At 50.9% G+C, this 16,388-nt stretch carries 14 protein-coding genes and 1 pseudogene; 9 read left to right on the top strand and 6 right to left on the bottom strand.

Annotated features, from left to right (window positions below; translation table 11 throughout):
- Positions 1-77 precede the first annotated feature (77 nt).
- The 5 genes from caiD to caiT form a co-directional block, all read right to left on the bottom strand.
- The gene (gene caiD / locus ACLD4F_RS17025; RefSeq protein WP_000004383.1) at positions 78-863 is read right to left on the bottom strand and encodes a crotonobetainyl-CoA hydratase; all 786 of its coding nucleotides are present in this window, start codon (positions 861-863) and stop codon (positions 78-80) included.
- 53 nt (positions 864-916) lie between these two features.
- Positions 917-2,470: a crotonobetaine/carnitine-CoA ligase gene (caiC, locus tag ACLD4F_RS17020; RefSeq protein ID WP_076725985.1), complete on the bottom strand. Its 1,554-nt coding sequence runs from the start codon at positions 2,468-2,470 to the stop codon at positions 917-919.
- A 62-nt stretch (positions 2,471-2,532) separates the two neighbouring features.
- Positions 2,533-3,750 carry an L-carnitine CoA-transferase gene (gene caiB / locus ACLD4F_RS17015; protein WP_001016209.1) on the bottom strand — a complete coding sequence of 406 codons (1,218 nt, stop codon included), beginning with the start codon at positions 3,748-3,750 and terminating at the stop codon, positions 2,533-2,535.
- A gap of 111 nt (positions 3,751-3,861) precedes the next feature.
- Positions 3,862-5,004, bottom strand: a complete 1,143-nt coding sequence (caiA, locus tag ACLD4F_RS17010) for a crotonobetainyl-CoA dehydrogenase (RefSeq protein WP_000347134.1) — start codon at positions 5,002-5,004, stop codon at positions 3,862-3,864.
- A 34-nt stretch (positions 5,005-5,038) separates the two neighbouring features.
- Positions 5,039-6,556: an L-carnitine/gamma-butyrobetaine antiporter gene (gene caiT / locus ACLD4F_RS17005; protein ID WP_000787073.1), complete on the bottom strand. Its 1,518-nt coding sequence runs from the start codon at positions 6,554-6,556 to the stop codon at positions 5,039-5,041.
- Positions 6,557-7,036: 480 nt separating this feature from the next.
- Between caiT and ACLD4F_RS17000 the strand changes: the two genes are divergently transcribed.
- The 8 genes and pseudogenes from ACLD4F_RS17000 (at position 7,037) to ACLD4F_RS16965 (ending at position 12,898) form a co-directional block, all read left to right on the top strand.
- Entirely contained in the window at positions 7,037-7,807 is a 771-nt protein-coding gene (locus ACLD4F_RS17000; RefSeq protein ID WP_000692195.1) for an electron transfer flavoprotein FixA, read from the top strand.
- 15 nt (positions 7,808-7,822) lie between these two features.
- Positions 7,823-8,764: an electron transfer flavoprotein subunit alpha/FixB family protein gene (locus tag ACLD4F_RS16995; RefSeq protein ID WP_024798626.1), complete on the top strand. Its 942-nt coding sequence runs from the start codon at positions 7,823-7,825 to the stop codon at positions 8,762-8,764.
- Positions 8,765-8,813: 49 nt separating this feature from the next.
- Entirely contained in the window at positions 8,814-10,100 is a 1,287-nt protein-coding gene (locus ACLD4F_RS16990) for an FAD-dependent oxidoreductase (protein ID WP_001287773.1), read from the top strand.
- Positions 10,097-10,384, top strand: coding sequence for a ferredoxin-like protein FixX (gene fixX, locus ACLD4F_RS16985; RefSeq protein WP_000203736.1), 288 nt, complete (start codon positions 10,097-10,099; stop codon positions 10,382-10,384). Before ACLD4F_RS16990 ends, fixX begins: the two co-directional genes overlap by 4 nt.
- Before the next feature lie 146 nt (positions 10,385-10,530).
- A complete protein-coding gene (locus tag ACLD4F_RS16980; RefSeq protein WP_001187057.1) occupies positions 10,531-11,871 on the top strand; it encodes an MFS transporter in 1,341 nt (446 codons plus the stop codon).
- 88 nt (positions 11,872-11,959) lie between these two features.
- A complete protein-coding gene (locus ACLD4F_RS16975) occupies positions 11,960-12,190 on the top strand; it encodes a YgdI/YgdR family lipoprotein (RefSeq protein WP_001172089.1) in 231 nt (76 codons plus the stop codon).
- Between the two features lie 26 nt (positions 12,191-12,216).
- Positions 12,217-12,311, top strand: a pseudogene (locus tag ACLD4F_RS16970) (glutathione-regulated potassium-efflux system ancillary protein KefF); the annotation flags it as partial.
- Between the two features lie 170 nt (positions 12,312-12,481).
- Positions 12,482-12,898: a hypothetical protein gene (locus ACLD4F_RS16965; RefSeq protein ID WP_161976238.1), complete on the top strand. Its 417-nt coding sequence runs from the start codon at positions 12,482-12,484 to the stop codon at positions 12,896-12,898.
- 223 nt (positions 12,899-13,121) lie between these two features.
- Here ACLD4F_RS16965 and srfN read toward each other — a convergent pair whose 3' ends face one another.
- Positions 13,122-13,412 carry a DUF1471 family virulence protein SrfN gene (gene srfN / locus ACLD4F_RS16960; RefSeq protein WP_411010949.1) on the bottom strand — a complete coding sequence of 97 codons (291 nt, stop codon included), beginning with the start codon at positions 13,410-13,412 and terminating at the stop codon, positions 13,122-13,124.
- 898 nt (positions 13,413-14,310) lie between these two features.
- Here srfN and ACLD4F_RS16955 point away from each other — a divergent pair.
- Positions 14,311-16,200 carry a sulfatase-like hydrolase/transferase gene (locus tag ACLD4F_RS16955; protein WP_000066316.1) on the top strand — a complete coding sequence of 630 codons (1,890 nt, stop codon included), beginning with the start codon at positions 14,311-14,313 and terminating at the stop codon, positions 16,198-16,200.
- Positions 16,201-16,388: the final 188 nt, after the last annotated feature.

Here is a 16,388-nt window from a genome sequence, read left to right as displayed (position 1 = left end):
CGTAAACACCTTATCCGGCCTACGGTTGCGCATGTGCTGTAGGCCGGATAAGCGAAGCGCCATCCGGCATAGTCACATTAACGACCTTTCCACACCGGATCGCGTTTTTCGGCAAATGCCTGCGGTCCTTCGAGCGCATCTTCTGAATGCAGTACCGACGGATAATGCTTCAGCACGCCGCTGCGGATGTAGCGGTAGCCTTCTTCTACCGGCATTTCGCTGGTCGCGCGATAAATCTCTTTCAGCGCCGCGATAGCCAGCGGGGCGCTATTGACCAGTTGTTGCGCCAGTTCGCGCGCGCTATCCATCAGTTCGCTCTGGCTGACAACGCGGTTCACGACTCCCCAACGCAGCGCTTCTTCGGCGCTCATTCGTCTGCCGGTCATTACCATTTCGTTGACGATAGCCGGTGGCAGCAGCTTAGGCAGACGCAATACGCCGCCGCTGTCAGGCACGATGCCGAGCTTTGCTTCCGGCAGCGCGAAACTGGCGTTTTCGGCGCAGACAATAAAGTCCGCCGCCAGCGCCAGCTCAAAACCGCCGCCAAACGCGTAGCCGTTCACCGCGGCGATAACCGGCTTATCGAGGTCAAATATTTCGGTTAAACCGGCAAAGCCGCCGGGACCAAAATCGGCATCCGGCGCTTCACCTTCCGCTGCCGCTTTTAAGTCCCAGCCAGCAGAAAAGAATTTCTCCCCGCCGCCGGTAATGATTGCTACGCGTAATTCCGGATCGTCACGGAAATTAAGAAAAGCTTCACCCATTGCAAAGCTGGTTTTGGCGTCAATGGCATTCGCTTTAGGTCGGTCGAGGGTAATTTCCAGGATCGGGCCGTTACGGGTCAGATGTAATGACTCACTCATAGTTCATCTCCAGATAAATAGTTTCCCGGCGGGAGGGATTCCTGCCGGAAGGTTTATTTCAGATTTTTTTTGATTATTTTTCCTGAACAGTTGCGTGGCAGGTCAGTTCTGATCTCCATAAAAGAGGGAACCTTGAATTTCGCCATATTGTTTTCGCAGAAGCTGAAAAACTCGGCCTCGCTTAATGTTTCACCTTCATTAAGGACGATAAACGCTTTAATGGCTTCATCACGGATCGCATCTTTAATACCGACCACCACAATGTCCTGAATTTTCGGATGCGCAGAAATAATATTTTCCAGCTCGACGCAGGAGACATTTTCTCCGCCACGTTTAATCATGTTGCAGCGTCTGTCGACAAAATAGAAATAGCCATCCTCATCCTGGTAACCCGAATCACCGGTATGTAACCAGCCCGCTGGTTCCAGCGCCCTGGCGGTTGCCTCCGGCTGCATGTAATACTCTTTGAAGATAGTCTTGCCGGGGATGCCTTTAATACAGATTTCGCCAATTTCTCCGGCGGGCAGCGGGCGATTTTGATCGTCGCGAATTTCAGCTTCATAGCTAAAACCCACGCGACCAATGGAAGGCCAGCGCCGTTTGTCTCCGGGACGGTCGCCAATAATTCCGACAATGGTTTCAGTCATACCATAAGAGGTCAGCAGCCTGACGCCAAAGCGTTCGGTAAAGGCGTCTTTTTCCTGCGCGGATAGATTGAGATAGAACATCACTTCGCGCAGATGATGCTGCCTGTCCGTTGGTGCGGCGGGTTGGACCATCAGCGTGCGGATCATCATCGGAATGCACTCGGTCACCGTCGCCTGATATTTACGTACCTGATCCCAGAAGGCCCTGGCGCTGTACTTCTCTAGCAGCACAAAGGTGCTGCCGGCGGAAAAGGCTGGCATTGCGGCGGTACACTGGCAGTCGATATGAAACGCGGGCATCACCGTCATGTACACGTCATCATCGCGCAGGGCGATTTGCCAGGCAGAGTAGTAGCCTGCAAAACGCAGGTTATAGTGGGTAATCACCACCCCTTTTGGACGCGAGGTGGTACCGGAGGTAAACAGAATTTCCGCCGTATCGTCAGTGGATAACGCGGGCGTATAGCACAGCGTGGCCGACTGACGTGCTTGCAGTTGGGAAAAGTGGCTCACGCCATCGTCAGCCGGAAGCTGCTCGCCAATCAGACAGATATGATTAAGCGGAGTGCTATTGTCCTGGCGTATTTCACGGTACATAGGATAAAACTGGACGCTGGTAACCAGCAGACTCACCTGGCTGTTTTGCAGGATCCAGGCGCTTTCTTCGCCCAGTAAGCGGGCATTAATCGGCACCATAATGGCGCCGATTTTTGCCAGTCCAAACCAGCAAAAGATGAATTCCGGACAGTTATCCAGATGCAGCGCGACCCTATCACCCTTGCGGATCCCTAAGGAGTAAAAAAGGTTCGCCGTGCGGTTAATCTCTTCATTGAGCGAGGCATAGCTAAACTGCCGAACGATTCCCTCACAGGATTCGAAAATTAACGCCGTTTTATCTCCGTACACCCCGGCCAGGTCGTCCCACATCTGACGTAAGTTTTGTCCGCCAACGATATCCATATTGCTTTATCCACTGAAATCAGGCGTGAGCGCTAACCGGAAAACCGATTAGCGCATCGCGTTTAATCCTCAACTTTGGCCAGGCCTTTGCCGACCAGTTCCTTAATATCTGCTTCGCTATAACCAATGTTTTTCAGAATGGCGGCGGTATCCATGCCGTGTGACGGCATGCCACGCCAGATTTTCCCCGGGTTGTTTTTAAATTTCGGCATGATGTTCGGCCCTTTACAGGTGCGACCGTCCATTGTTTGCCACTGAGTAATCGATTCGCGGGCAACGTACTGCGGGTTACCTTCCAGTTCCGGAATGGTGAGCACCTTCGCACAGGCGATATTCAGCTCAGCAAAACGCGCCTGAACGTCGGCGATGGTGTGTGCTGCCAGCCAGGCGTCCAGTTTCTCTTCGACGAGCGGGCCGTAAGGGCATTCCACGCGATGGATGAGCTGCGTGCCTTCCGGAACTTCCGGCGTACCGAGAATGTGGGCAAGGCCAATATCTTTAAAACACTCGTTGATTTGCGTGATGCCGACCAACTCCATGACGATGTAACCATCGGCGCATTTATACAGGCCGCAACCGGCGTAGTAGGGGTCTTTCCCTTTCGTCATACGTGGACAGATTTCGCCGCCGTTGAAGTAGTCCATCATGAAGTACTGACCCATGCGCAGCATCACTTCGTACATCGCGATATCGATGCTTTCACCTTTACCCGTTTCGCGTACTTTGTGCAGGGCTGCCAGCGCGGCTGTCGTCGCGGTCATCCCGGAGAAGTAATCGGCGGTATACGGGAAGGCTGGCATCGGCTGATCAACGTCGCCGTTTTGGATCAGATAACCACTGAATGCCTGCGCGATGGTGTTATACGCCGGAAGATTGGTGTACTCCTCGGTACCATACTGGCCGAAGCCGGAAAGGTGGGCAATGACCAGTTTCGGGTTATGTTCCCACAGCACTTCATCAGTAATACCACGGCGGGCAAAGGCCGGGCCTTTACTGGCTTCAATGAAAATATCGGTGGTTTCCATCAGTTTCAGAAACGCTTCCCGACCTTCATCTTTGAAAATATTCAGCGACAGGGCGTGCAGGTTGCGGCGTGAGAGCTGCGGGTAGTTAGGCTGTACGCGGATGGTATCGGCCCATGCGACGTTTTCAATCCAGATAACCTCGGCGCCCCATTCGGCGAACATCTGTCCGGCGAATGGACCGGCGATTTCGATTCCTGAAAAAACAACGCGTACCCCAGCAAGCGGGCCAAAGGTTGGCATTGGTAAATGATTCATCATTTTTCTCCTGGCATTTTTTGCGGTATGTAGGCCGGATAAGCACAGCGCCATCCGGCATGATTGCCTGATGGCGACGCCCCGCGTCTTATCAGGCCTACAAGGGATCGATTAGCGGTATTGCTTAAGTACCGCACGACCCAACGTCAGGATCTGCATTTCGTCAGAACCACCAGAAACACGGTCAACGCGCAGGTCACGCCAGAAACGCGTGATGCGGTGGTTGCCCGCGATACCAACACCTCCCAGTACCTGCATGGCGGTGTCTACCACTTCAAACGCGGCGTTGGCGCAGAAGTATTTGCACATTGCCGCGTCGCCGGAGGTAATGGTGCCGTTATCCGCTTTCCACGCGGCTTCCAGCAGCATATTTTTCATGGAGTTCAGTTTGATCGCCATATGCGCAAACTTCTCCTGAATCAGCTGGAAACGGCCAATAGCTTCACCAAACTGCACGCGCTGATTCGCATAACGCGCAGCGTCTTCAAAAGCGCACATTGCGGTACCGTAGTTGGTCAGCGCGACGAGGAAGCGCTCATGGTCAAACTCTTCTTTCACGCGGTTGAAGCCGTTACCTTCCCGACCGAACATGTCTTTTTCGTCCAGTTCAACGTCGTCAAAGGTGATTTCACAGCAGCTATCCATGCGCAGACCGAGTTTCTCCAGTTTGTTGACCTTGATACCTGCTTTGCTCATGTCCACAAACCACTCGGTGTAAACCGGTTTATCCGGCGATGCACCGTCTCTCGCCATGACCACGATGTACGGGGTATAGGCGCTACTGGTGATAAAGCACTTACTGCCATTGAGATAAACCTTACCATTTTTGCGTGTATAAGTGGTTTTCAGACTACCAACATCCGATCCCGCTCCCGGTTCGGTGATAGCAGAGTTCCACATCTGCTTACCGGTGCCCCGGAAGGCCATGATTTTATCAATTTGCTCCTGAGTCCCTTCACGCAGGAAAGTGTTAAAACCTCCCGGCAATTGGTACAACACGTAAGTTGGCGCGCCAAGACGTCCCAGCTCCATCCAGACGGCGGCGACGGTAACAAAACCCGCTTCCAGACCGCCGTGTTCTTCCGGGATCAGCAGGCTATCAATACCCATATCCGCCAGCGCTTTTACAAAACGCTCAGGGTAGACGCTGTCACGATCGCACTCGGCAAAATAAGCTTCCCAGTTCTCACTGGCCATCAGTTCGCGAATACCGGCGACAAACAGCTCCTGTTCGTCATTTAAGTTGAAATCCATCTTTCAGCCTCTTGATCAATTGGGTTAATAAGAATTACTTGTCTTTCCAGTGCACTTTGGCGTCTTTAATAAAGGACAGCGTTACCATAATGTTGACGAAGAACAGCGGGCATCCTCCGGCGATAATCGCGGTCTGAATCGGCTTCAAACCACCCAGCGCCAGCAGAACGATACCGATGATGCCGACCAGCACTGACCAGCCGATACGCACTAACAGAGGCGGCTCTTCACCATCGCGAACTTCGCGACAGGTCGACATCGCCAGGGTGTAAGAGCAGGCGTTAATCAGCGTGACGGTGGCAATAAAGCAGAGGATGAAGAAGCCCCACATGGTGGCGGTGCTGAGCGGCAAGGCGGCCCAGGTTTCGATAATGGCGCGCGCCACGCCGTGTTGTTCAATCAACTGCGGAATGTTGAGGATGTTTTTATCCATCAGCAGCAGCGTGTTGCTGCCCAGCACTGTCCACAGGATCCAGGTAGACGCGGTCAGACCCATCACCATCCCGAAGCACAGTTCACGTACGGTACGACCACGGGAAATACGGGCCAGGAAGATACTCATCTGGATGGCGTAAATAACCCACCACGCCCAGTAGAAAACGGTCCAGCCCTGCGGGAAGCCGCCTTTACCGATGGCGTCGGTATAGAACAGCATCCGTGGCAGGTGCATTAACAGCATCCCGACGGAGTCGGTGAAGTAGTTCATGATGAAGCTGGCGCCGCTGACGATAAACACCCAGCCGAGCATCAGGAAGCTCAGGTAACTACGCACATCGCTGGCGATTCTGACCCCTTTTTGCAGGCCGCAGGCCACGCAAATCGCGTTCAGAATGATCCAGCAGGTAATGATGATGGCATCCAATTGCAGCGTATGCGGAATACCGAACAGCCATTGCATACACTCGGTGACCAGCGGGGTAGCCAGACCGAGGCTGGTGCCCATCGCGAAGATCAGCGCCACCAGGTAGAAGTTATCGACGATGGTACCGAACAACCCTTTCGCATGCTTTTCACCGACGAGCGGTACTAGCGTGGAGCTGGGGCGGATGACATCCATCTTGCGTACAAAGAAGAAGTAGGCGAAGGCCACGGAAAGGAAGCTATAGGTTGCCCACGGTAGCGGCCCCCAGTGGAACAGGCTGTACGCCAGACCTATCTCTTTCGCGCCGGTGGAGTTTGGTTCCAGGCCAAACGGCGGGGTGGAGATATAGTAGTAGATCTCAATAGAGCCCCAGAACAGAACCGCAGCGGATGTACAGGAGGCGAACATCATGAAAATCCAGCTGGCGGTGCTAAACTCCGGTTTTTCGTCACCTAATCTCTTTTTGGCATAGGGGCCAAAAACCAGCCAGAACCAGCCGAAGAGCATGACGACCATATACCATTCAAATGCCCAACCCCAGACGTTGGTGACATAACTGAATACCGCATTAATAACGACGTTAGCGGCATCAAGATCTCTGACTGTTAGCCAGCAAAGTATCCCGACAATTATTAATGGCGGAAAAAAAACCTTCGGTTCAATTCCCGATTTTTTCTTTTCATTTTTCATAAGTGAATTCCAGTGTGAAAACGAAATTTATTTAGCGTGCCAGTCCATGAACGTTTGTTTATTTATTATTAATGATTTGTTGATAAGTTTTTAACCTCTGGGACGCCTCAATGAGTAACTCATGATGGGTATTCACTTCGGGTGATTCTGTTATCTTCGTCACACTTTTTTGCGTTGATTATTTTGTGTCTAAATTTTGATTTTTGCTTTATTTATCAATTGATTGGTTGTGGTTTTTTAACTTTTTTAAGTATCTGACGTTCAATATTGTTGAGCCAGCAAACAATATTGAAAATTTTCATATTTGGCATATTTCTTTCAATATTGGTGAGGTGCGTAACACTATTGAAAGTTACGAATATCAATGTGTGACATTTTCAATATTGGTGATTAAGGTTTTATTTCCGAATTAAAGAGCGTGATATCTGTATTTAACACCGCCGATATAAATACGTTTCCTTCATGATTTCTGGAGATGCAATGAAGATAATTACTTGCTACAAATGCGTACCTGATGAGCAGGATATTGCGATTAATAATGCTGACGGAACACTCGATTTCAGCAAAGCGGATAGCAAAATCAGCCAATATGATCTGAATGCAATTGAAGCTGCTTGCCAGTTAAAACAGCAGTTGGGAGACGCTCAGGTTGTCGCCATGAGCGTTGGCGGCAAAGCGCTGACTAATGCAAAAGGGCGCAAAGATGTCCTCTCTCGTGGTCCTGATGAACTGATTGTGGTCATTGACGATCAATTTGAGCAGGCGCTGCCGCAACAAACTGCCAGCGCGCTGGCCGCCGCGGCGCAAAAATCAGGTTTCGATCTGCTTATCTGCGGCGACGGTTCTTCCGATCTTTATGCTCAGCAGGTTGGTTTGCTGGTGGGCGAAGCGCTGAACATTCCGGCGATTAACGGCGTGAGTAAAATCCTCTCTCTTACCGACAGCACATTGACAGTAGAACGCGAACTGGAAGATGAAGTTGAAACGCTGAGCATCCCGCTCCCGGCGGTGATCGCGGTTTCCACCGACATTAACACCCCACAAATCCCTTCGATGAAAGCCATTCTTGGCGCGGCGAAAAAACCGGTTCAGGTCTGGTCGCCTGCGGATATCGGGCTGAACAGCGTACCCGCGTATTCCGCACAACAGGTTGCCGCACCGAAGCAGCGCGAGCGTCAGCGTGTGGTGATTGAAGGTGACGGTGAAGAACAAATCGCCGCGTTTGTCGAGAATCTGCGCAAAATCATTTAATTATCAGGGGATGTTATGAACAAATTTTCCAGTGTCTGGGTATTCAGCGATACCCCTTCTCGTCTGCCCGAACTGATGAGTGGCGCGCAGGCTGTAGGTGAAAAAGTTAACGCGTTCGTACTGAACGAAGCAGACAGCGCGACAGCATGTCATTTGGGCGCGGATCATGTCTGGCTGCTCAGCGGCAAACCAGAAGACCGCATGATCGAAGACTACGCTGCTGCGATGGCTGAGACTATTCGTCAGCATAGCGAGGGCGGTGCGGTGCTGCTGCCGAATACGCGTCGGGGCAAGCTGTTGGCGGCAAAGCTGGGCTATCGCTTGTCGGCTGCGGTTTCCAACGATGCCAGCGAAGTCGCCCTGCAGGATGGAAAAGCGGCGGTTAAACATATGGTCTACGGCGGTCTGGCGATAGGGGCAGAAACCATCGCTTCGCCGTTTGCCGTGATCACACTCAGCAGCGGAACGTTTGACGCACAACAACCGGATGCTTCCCGCAGCGGCGAGATGCATACCGTGCAGTGGCAGGCTCCGGCCATTACCGTGACCCGCACCGCAACTCAGACGCGTCAGAGCAACAGCGTTGACCTCGACAAAGCGCGTCTGGTGGTCAGCGTGGGACGCGGCATCGGCAGCAAAGAGAATATCTCGCTGGCCGAAGCGCTGTGCCAGACGATTGGCGCCGAGCTGGCCTGTTCTCGCCCGGTGGCGGAAAACGAGAAGTGGATGGAGCACGAGCGCTACGTCGGTATCTCCAACCTGATGCTCAAGCCTGAACTGTATCTGGCGGTGGGGATCTCCGGGCAGATCCAACACATGGTCGGCGCCAACGGCGCGCAGACGATTTTCGCCATCAACAAAGATAAAAACGCGCCAATCTTCCAGTATGCGGATTTTGGCATCGTTGGCGATGCGCTGAAGATCCTGCCTGCGCTGACGGCTGCCTTAGCGCGATAAACCATTTCGGGCAGGATGCGAAGGTATCCTGCCGCTGACAGGAGTACGTATGTCCGAAGATATCTTTGATGCCATCATCGTGGGTGCAGGTCTGGCCGGTTCGGTTGCGGCGCTGGTGCTTGCTCGCGAAGGTGCACAGGTGCTGGTTATCGAGCGCGGCAATTCTGCTGGCGCGAAGAATGTCACCGGTGGGCGTTTGTATGCACATAGCCTGGAACGCATCATTCCCGGCTTTGCGGATCAGGCCCCCATTGAACGCATGATCACCCACGAAAAACTCGCCTTTATGACCGACAACGGGGCGATGACTATCGACTACTGCAATGGTGAAGATGCTTCAGCGTCGCAGGTTTCCTATTCCGTTTTGCGCAGTAAATTTGACGCCTGGCTGATGGAGCAGGCCGAAGAGGCGGGGGCGCAACTGATCACCGGTATTCGCGTGGATAATGTCGTTCAGCGTGATGGCAAAGTCGTGGGCGTGGAAGCCGATGGCGATATTCTGGAAGCCAAAGTCGTAATCCTCGCTGACGGGGTGAATTCTCTGCTGGCTGAAAAGCTGGGCATGGCCAAGCGTGTTGAGGCATCACATGTTGCTGTCGGCGTGAAGGAACTGATCGAATTGCCGAAGTCGGTCATTGAAGATCGTTTCCAGCTACAGGGCAACGAAGGTGCCGCCTGTCTGTTTGCCGGGGCGCCAACCGATGGTCTGATGGGCGGTGGCTTCCTGTATACGAATGAAACAACCCTTTCCCTGGGGCTGGTCTGCGGTCTTCATCATCTGAAAGACGCGAAAAAATCGGTCCCGCAAATGCTGGAAGATTTCAAACAGCATCCGGCAGTTGCGCCGCTGATCGCCGGTGGCAAGCTGGTGGAATATGCCGCGCACGTTGTACCCGAGGCGGGAATGAATATGCAGCCTGAACTGGTGGGCGATGGCGTACTGATTGCCGGGGATGCTGCCGGCATGTGTATGAACCTCGGCTTTACCATCCGTGGTATGGATCTTGCCATATCCGCAGGCGAAGCGGCGGCGAAGACGGTGCTTTCGGCGATGAAGCGCGACGATTTTAGCAAGCAATCGCTGGGGGAATACCGTCAGCATTTGGACGAAGGTCCGATGCGCGATATGCGCATGTATCAGAAACTACCGGCTTTTCTTGATAATCCCCGCATGTTTACCGCCTATCCCGAAATGGCGGTCAATATCGCGCGCGACCTGTTCACCGTGGATGGCTCCGCGCCGGTGCCGATGCGTAAAAAAATCCTGCGCCATGCGAAGAAAGTGGGCTTCATCAACCTGATGAAAGATGGCCTGAAAGGAGTGACCGTATTATGACATCTCCCGTTAATGTGGACGTCAAACTGGGCGTCAATAAGTTCAATGTGGATGAAGATAGCCCGCACATCATTCTCAAAACCGATCCTGATAAACAGGCGCTGGAGGTGCTGATTAAGGCCTGTCCGGCGGGACTGTATAAAAAGCAGGACGACGGTAGCGTTCGTTTTGATTACGCCGGGTGCCTGGAGTGCGGAACGTGCCGGATCCTCGGCCTTGATACGGCGCTGGAGAAATGGGAATACCCACGCGGGACGTTTGGCGTGGAGTTCCGCTACGGCTAATAAGTACGAAGTTGTGCCCCCGTAGGCCGGATAAGATGCGGTAGCGTCGCCATCCGGCAATCATGTGGCGCCAATGCCGGATGGCGGCGGAAACGCCTTATCCGGCCTACAGATGCGCTTTGCCCGTGTTGAAACAGGACATCACCATGCAGCAGCCCAGGAACTTTGATGACCTTAAATTCTCCTCCATTCATCGCAGAATTATGCTGTGGGGAAGCGGCGGCCCGTTCCTTGATGGCTACGTGCTGGTGATCATTGGCGTGGCGCTGGAACAACTGACGCCGCTATTGCACCTTGATGCTGAATGGATTGGCGCGCTCGGCGCGGCTACGCTTGCCGGACTGTTTATCGGCACCTCGTTGTTTGGCTATATTTGCGATAAAGTCGGGCGGCGTAAAATGTTCCTGCTTGATATTATCGCTATCGGCGTTATCTCCGTGGCGACCATGTTTGTTTCCACGCCGCTTGAATTGCTGGTGATGCGCGTTTTAATTGGCATTGTTATCGGCGCGGATTACCCTATCGCCACTTCCATGATTACGGAGTTTTCCAACACCCGCCAGCGCGCGTTCTCCATCGGTTTTATCGCCGCGATGTGGTACGTCGGCGCGACCTGTGCCAACCTGGTGGGTTACTGGCTGTATGACATGGAAGGCGGTTGGCGCTGGATGCTTGGCAGCGCCTTTATCCCGTGCTTAATCATTTTGATTGGCCGCTTTGACCTGCCGGAATCGCCACGCTGGCTATTGCGAAAAGGACGGGTAAAAGAGTGCGAACAAATGATGATCAAACTGTTCGGCGAACCGGTCTGCTTTGACGATGAGCCGCCGCAGGAGACCCGCTTCCTGCAACTGTTTAACCGCCGTCATTTTCCGTTTGTACTGTTCGTTGCGGCTATCTGGACCTGTCAGGTAATCCCGATGTTCGCTATCTATACCTTTGGGCCGCAGATCGTCGGGTTACTCGGCTGGGAGCAGGGGCGCAACGCGGCGCTCGGCAATGTGGTGATTAGCCTCTTTTTTATGCTGGGCTGTATCCCGGCGATGTTCTGGCTAAACAGTATTGGCCGTCGCCCTCTGCTTATTGGCAGCTTCGCCATGATGACTATCGCGCTGGCGCTGCTGGGGCTGGTGTCAAATCTGGGCATCATACTGGTCGTGGTAGCGTTTGCGGTATACGCCTTCTTTTCCGGCGGGCCGGGCATACTGCAATGGCTTTATCCTAATGAACTCTTCCCGACGGATATTCGCGCTTCGGCCGTGGGGGTCATCATGTCATTAAGCCGCATCGGAACCATTGTCTCCACCTGGGCATTACCGATTTTCATTACTCGTTACGGTATTAATAACGTCATGCTGATTGGCGCGTTGATTTCGTTAGTCGGGCTTGGCGTATCGGTGATGTTTGCCCCGGAAACTCGCGGCTTGACGCTAACACAGACCGGAAACATGACTTTGCGCGGAACGCCATCGGATAACCCGCGTTAAGAGTGTTCTGCATTTCTCCCTGCTTTTCGCCAATAACGCTACAGTTAACAGTCACATGCTAAAACAACTGAAAAGCAGGGAGAACACCATGCAAAAACGTCTTATGACCGCACTGTTTACCGCAGCAACACTATTCACCGTAGCAGGATGCTCTTCTAACCAGGCGGTTGAAACCACGGATGGCAAAACTATTGTCACCGACGGGAAACCCGAGGTCGATAACGATACCGGTATGGTGTCTTACAAAAACGCCGCCACCGGGAAAACCGAACAGATTAACCGCGATCAGCTGAAAAATATGAGTGAGCTGGATAATTAATTCAATTTTTTCTGGTTAGCCGCTCAATAATATTCTCTCTTTATGCGCATCCATTTATTCCCATGCGAATAAACGGATGCCTGAGCAGGCAGGGACGCCGGAAAACGTCGAAATACGTTCGCCCGTGTTCCCGCTTTCCCCACCGCGCTGTCCGCTTACATGAGGTTACACTCATCGACATTTCTCTGAACAGCGGCTCAACATTTCCCGGAAAAAAACATATCGCAGGGCATTTATCCTTATGATTAGGTATAAATGATGAGGTATAAGGAACAGGAGTCTGTAATGAAACTGAAACTAATACCTTTTTATTTGCTCGCGCTATTTTCTGCCGCCTCCGGGGCTACGGAGATAAACGCCTGCAAAGACCTGATCGGAACATGGAAAACCACGGCAGATAACCCGCCTTATACCATGACAATATTGCCGCCAGTAGAAGGCTGCGGGGAAAAATGTGTGAAACTGAACGTACAGTATGAACTTGACGTGACTCACCGCAACGCGCTTTATTGCCATGAAGGACAAGAGGGGGTAAAAGGGCAGGGACCCATGGTGATAGCATTTGAAGGGGCGTATGGTGGACACGCTATTGGAACCTATAATCGACAGCTGCAATTACTGTGGGCTGGCGTAATACCGAAAAATAAAAAGGGGAAATGGATAACGAAAATGGAAAGTTACTGGTTCAGGCAGGTAAAAGCGCACTAAACATCATCTTAAAACAGCCCGCAAAACCGTCTTATTCACGAAGGGCTTACTGCCTGCGCGCATACATTCTACCGACTTGCCTGCCCTGGATGAACTGTTGATAAAAAAGAGGGCCAGCATCTGTTTCCAGACGGCCCTGAGTGGATTGTGACGTAACATGGCACCTTGTTGGCGCTCTCTTATTATTTCATGCCTGTGCCCTCGTTATGGCGCAATCAGAGCTTTATTTCGTCGCATCGTTATAAACTTCGGCAACGGCTTCAAAATTCGGATCATGCTCACGTGCAGCGATAATATGGTAATATTTTCCGCCTTTCGCATCGGCTAATGCTGACAATTTTTCGCGTAAATCAGTGGGTGAGGAAATCTGCCCGCCACTCTGGGACACATTTATGGTGCCGACCTTAACCAGTTTGAAGTGGCTGATTTCTTGCTTAGAGACCTGCTCTGCCGCAAGTGTGCTGAATGAAGCAACCGTTGCCAGTAATGCGGCGGCAATAATGCGTTTTTTCATAGTTCTGTTCCTGTTGCATTGATGATAAGGTTTGCGCAATATCAGTAATCCGTAACGAAATTATTTATACCCTTCATACTTCAAGTGGCTTATGTGTTGGCTACGGATTACCCGGCCCATCCATGGGCCTCGCCCTGACGGGCCGTCGCACGCGACGTTCAAATCTGCTCCCGGCAGATTTGTCGCTCACCCCAGTCACATAATTATCTATGCTCCAGGGGACTCACTCCCTTGCCGCCTTTAAGCAACTCGAATTATTTTGGGTATATAACCTCGGTTGATTATCTGAAAATAGACTTATTTGGTGTGACCGTCTTATATCTTGTTATAGTCACCTCTTTATGTTGTTGTCAATGTAAAATAATGCACTGTCAGTTAAAAAGAAACTTAACCCCCTGTAAATAATAGTTTTTATATTATTTCTTGTAATGACGGAATTTTTATTGAATCACGCGGCAATACGCTAGTTTTATTCATAAGCAACATAACAGAATTGAGTTATGTTTTAATTTCCCAGAGTGATATTACCGGTTGTATGTCTATGGTTGTGCGGCCTGTTACTGATAGTGTTTCTTTCGGGGCGATTTTATTGTAGCGGCATAGGGTAATCACCGTAGTTGAAGGGAAAAGGCACGAACACAGCGTTATAGAGTATGTTTAACAATGTATTTTTTTATGAAGTAATGTCTGCAGTTGTATCTCTAAAATAAAAATAATGAATTTTTTATCTAAATAATTTTTCAGTGAATTATAGTTATTTATTAATATATTTCTAATTTGAAATAAAAATCAATTTATAACACATATTCTTACCCGGAAGGCATTGATACATATCCACGCTTCCTCGTACAGTAATAAATGAATATGTGATAAAGTTACTGACTACAGGTATAATAATATGAGTAATAAAAAAAATCTGTCCGCAGAAGAGACGGATCTTACGCGTAGGAAACTGTTAACCAGTGCCGGTATTCTTGCCGCAGGCGGTATGCTATCCGGCGCGGTAAAGGCTGATGAAAAATGCGCCGTCAAGGCGAAACCGGCGTGGGATAAACCGTTTACCGGCGAAATCCCGGAAAAATTGCCAGAAGGATATAATATTCTGTTAGTCGTGACCGACCAGGAGCGTTTTTTTCCTACGTTTCCCTTCCCGGTACCCGGCAGAGAGCGGCTCATGAAAACGGGGGTGACATTCTGTAATCATCAGAATACCAGTAATGTCTGTACGCCTTCCCGCTCCGTATTGTATACCGGCTTACATATGCCCCAGACAAAAATGTTTGATAATCTGGGCTTACCCTGGATGCCTTATGACCTTGACCCCGCTCTTGGAACCACAGGCCATATGATGCGGGAACTGGGATACTATACGGCCTATAAAGGTAAGTGGCATCTTACAGAAAAACTGGAGAAGCCTTTGCCTGACGAAAAAGATGAGGATATTGATGTCGGGGATATTCCTGAACCAGAATTACATAAAATTATGGAAAAATATGGTTTTGCTGACTATCACGGCATCGGCGATATTATTGGCCATAGTAAAGGCGGCTATTTTTATGATTCAACCACCACGGCTCAGACTATAAATTGGTTAAGATGCAAGGGGCAGCCCTTGAATGACCAACACAAGCCCTGGTTCCTGGCCGTTAACCTCGTTAATCCTCATGACGTCATGTTTATTGATACCGATAAAGAGGGAGAAAAGGTACAGTGGCGTGGCGAGTTGGATCAGGATGATAATACCCTGGCGCCCACGCAGCCGCCGGAAAACGAGCTTTATCAGGCAAGCTGGCCGAACTATCCGCTGCCGGCAAACAGGCATCAATCATTCAATGAGCAGGGAAGACCGCCGGCGCATCTTGAATACCAGACGGCGCGCGCTGCGCTGGAAGGGCAGTTTCCTGATGAAGATCGTCGTTGGCGTAAACTGCTTGACTACTATTTCAACTGTATCCGCGATTGTGATACTCACCTTGACCGGATATTAAATGAACTGGATGCCCTCAAGTTAACTGATAAAACGATTGTTGTATTTACTGCCGATCATGGAGAATTAGGCGGAAGCCATCAGATGCACGGTAAAGGCGCTTCCGTTTATAAAGAACAGATCCATGTACCGATGATTATTTCCCACCCGGCGTACCCCGGTAATAAGAAATGTCAGGCGTTGACCTGTCATCTTGATATCGCGCCGACATTAGTTGGGCTGACCGGTTTGCCGGAAGAAAAACAACACCAGGCGTTAGGCAACCGCAAAGGCGTTAATTTTAGTGGATTGCTAAAAAACCCGGAGGGCGTTGCGGTTAATGCGGTGAGAAATGCCAGCTTATATTGCTATGGCATGATCTTGTATACCGATGCCCATTATCTCCACCGCGTTATCGCGCTACAAAGAGATAAACAAAAAACGGTGGCGCAAATCAAGCAGGAAATATCCCATTTGCATCCTGATTTCAGCCATCGTTCAGGGACGCGGATGATTAACGATGGTCGTTATAAGTTTGCGCGTTATTTCTCGCTAAGGGAGCATAATACGCCGGAAACCTGGGAGGATCTTATTAAGTACAACGATCTTGAACTTTACGATCTTAAAAATGATCCCGATGAGAACCATAACCTTGCTGCTGATAAACAGAAATATCAGGATCTCATTCTTACGATGAATGAAAAACTGAATAAAATTATCAAAGACGAAATTGGCGTGGATGACGGCAGTTTTATGCCGGATGCGGCCCGTGAGCCGTGGGATCTTACTATTGAGCAGTTTAACCGCATGGCGAAAGATTAAGAGCCTGGCCATTAGGCTATTTTATTCGCCATTTTGGGACCGGGCAGTGCTCAAAATCCTCACGTACTACGTGTACGCTCCGGTTTCTGCGCGCTGGTCGGCCCCAAACTGGCTTCAACAATTACGCCTACTGGGCCAGGCTCTAAGTACCTGACCCATTAGGTTAACTTATGCGTCGGCGATCTGGC

Source organism: Salmonella sp. 741265050_HSA (assembly GCF_046569445.1).
In the GTDB taxonomy this organism is placed as follows: domain Bacteria; phylum Pseudomonadota; class Gammaproteobacteria; order Enterobacterales; family Enterobacteriaceae; genus Salmonella; species Salmonella enterica.
Note: the sequence above shows the minus strand (reverse complement) of the source record. Positions and strands in the feature narration are given on the sequence as shown.

What these genes read in the sequence shown, in the direction of transcription:
- caiD (WP_000004383.1), bottom strand. Translation starts at nt 863, where the DNA reads ATGAGTGAGTCATTACATCTGACCCGTAACGGCCCGATCCTGGAAATT.
- caiC (WP_076725985.1), bottom strand. Translation starts at nt 2,470, where the DNA reads ATGGATATCGTTGGCGGACAAAACTTACGTCAGATGTGGGACGACCTG.
- caiB (WP_001016209.1), bottom strand. Translation starts at nt 3,750, where the DNA reads ATGAATCATTTACCAATGCCAACCTTTGGCCCGCTTGCTGGGGTACGC.
- caiA (WP_000347134.1), bottom strand. Translation starts at nt 5,004, where the DNA reads ATGGATTTCAACTTAAATGACGAACAGGAGCTGTTTGTCGCCGGTATT.
- caiT (WP_000787073.1), bottom strand. Translation starts at nt 6,556, where the DNA reads ATGAAAAATGAAAAGAAAAAATCGGGAATTGAACCGAAGGTTTTTTTT.
- ACLD4F_RS17000 (WP_000692195.1), top strand. Translation starts at nt 7,037, where the DNA reads ATGAAGATAATTACTTGCTACAAATGCGTACCTGATGAGCAGGATATT.
- ACLD4F_RS16995 (WP_024798626.1), top strand. Translation starts at nt 7,823, where the DNA reads ATGAACAAATTTTCCAGTGTCTGGGTATTCAGCGATACCCCTTCTCGT.
- ACLD4F_RS16990 (WP_001287773.1), top strand. Translation starts at nt 8,814, where the DNA reads ATGTCCGAAGATATCTTTGATGCCATCATCGTGGGTGCAGGTCTGGCC.
- fixX (WP_000203736.1), top strand. Translation starts at nt 10,097, where the DNA reads ATGACATCTCCCGTTAATGTGGACGTCAAACTGGGCGTCAATAAGTTC.
- ACLD4F_RS16980 (WP_001187057.1), top strand. Translation starts at nt 10,531, where the DNA reads ATGCAGCAGCCCAGGAACTTTGATGACCTTAAATTCTCCTCCATTCAT.
- ACLD4F_RS16975 (WP_001172089.1), top strand. Translation starts at nt 11,960, where the DNA reads ATGCAAAAACGTCTTATGACCGCACTGTTTACCGCAGCAACACTATTC.
- srfN (WP_411010949.1), bottom strand. Translation starts at nt 13,412, where the DNA reads ATGAAAAAACGCATTATTGCCGCCGCATTACTGGCAACGGTTGCTTCA.
- ACLD4F_RS16955 (WP_000066316.1), top strand. Translation starts at nt 14,311, where the DNA reads ATGAGTAATAAAAAAAATCTGTCCGCAGAAGAGACGGATCTTACGCGT.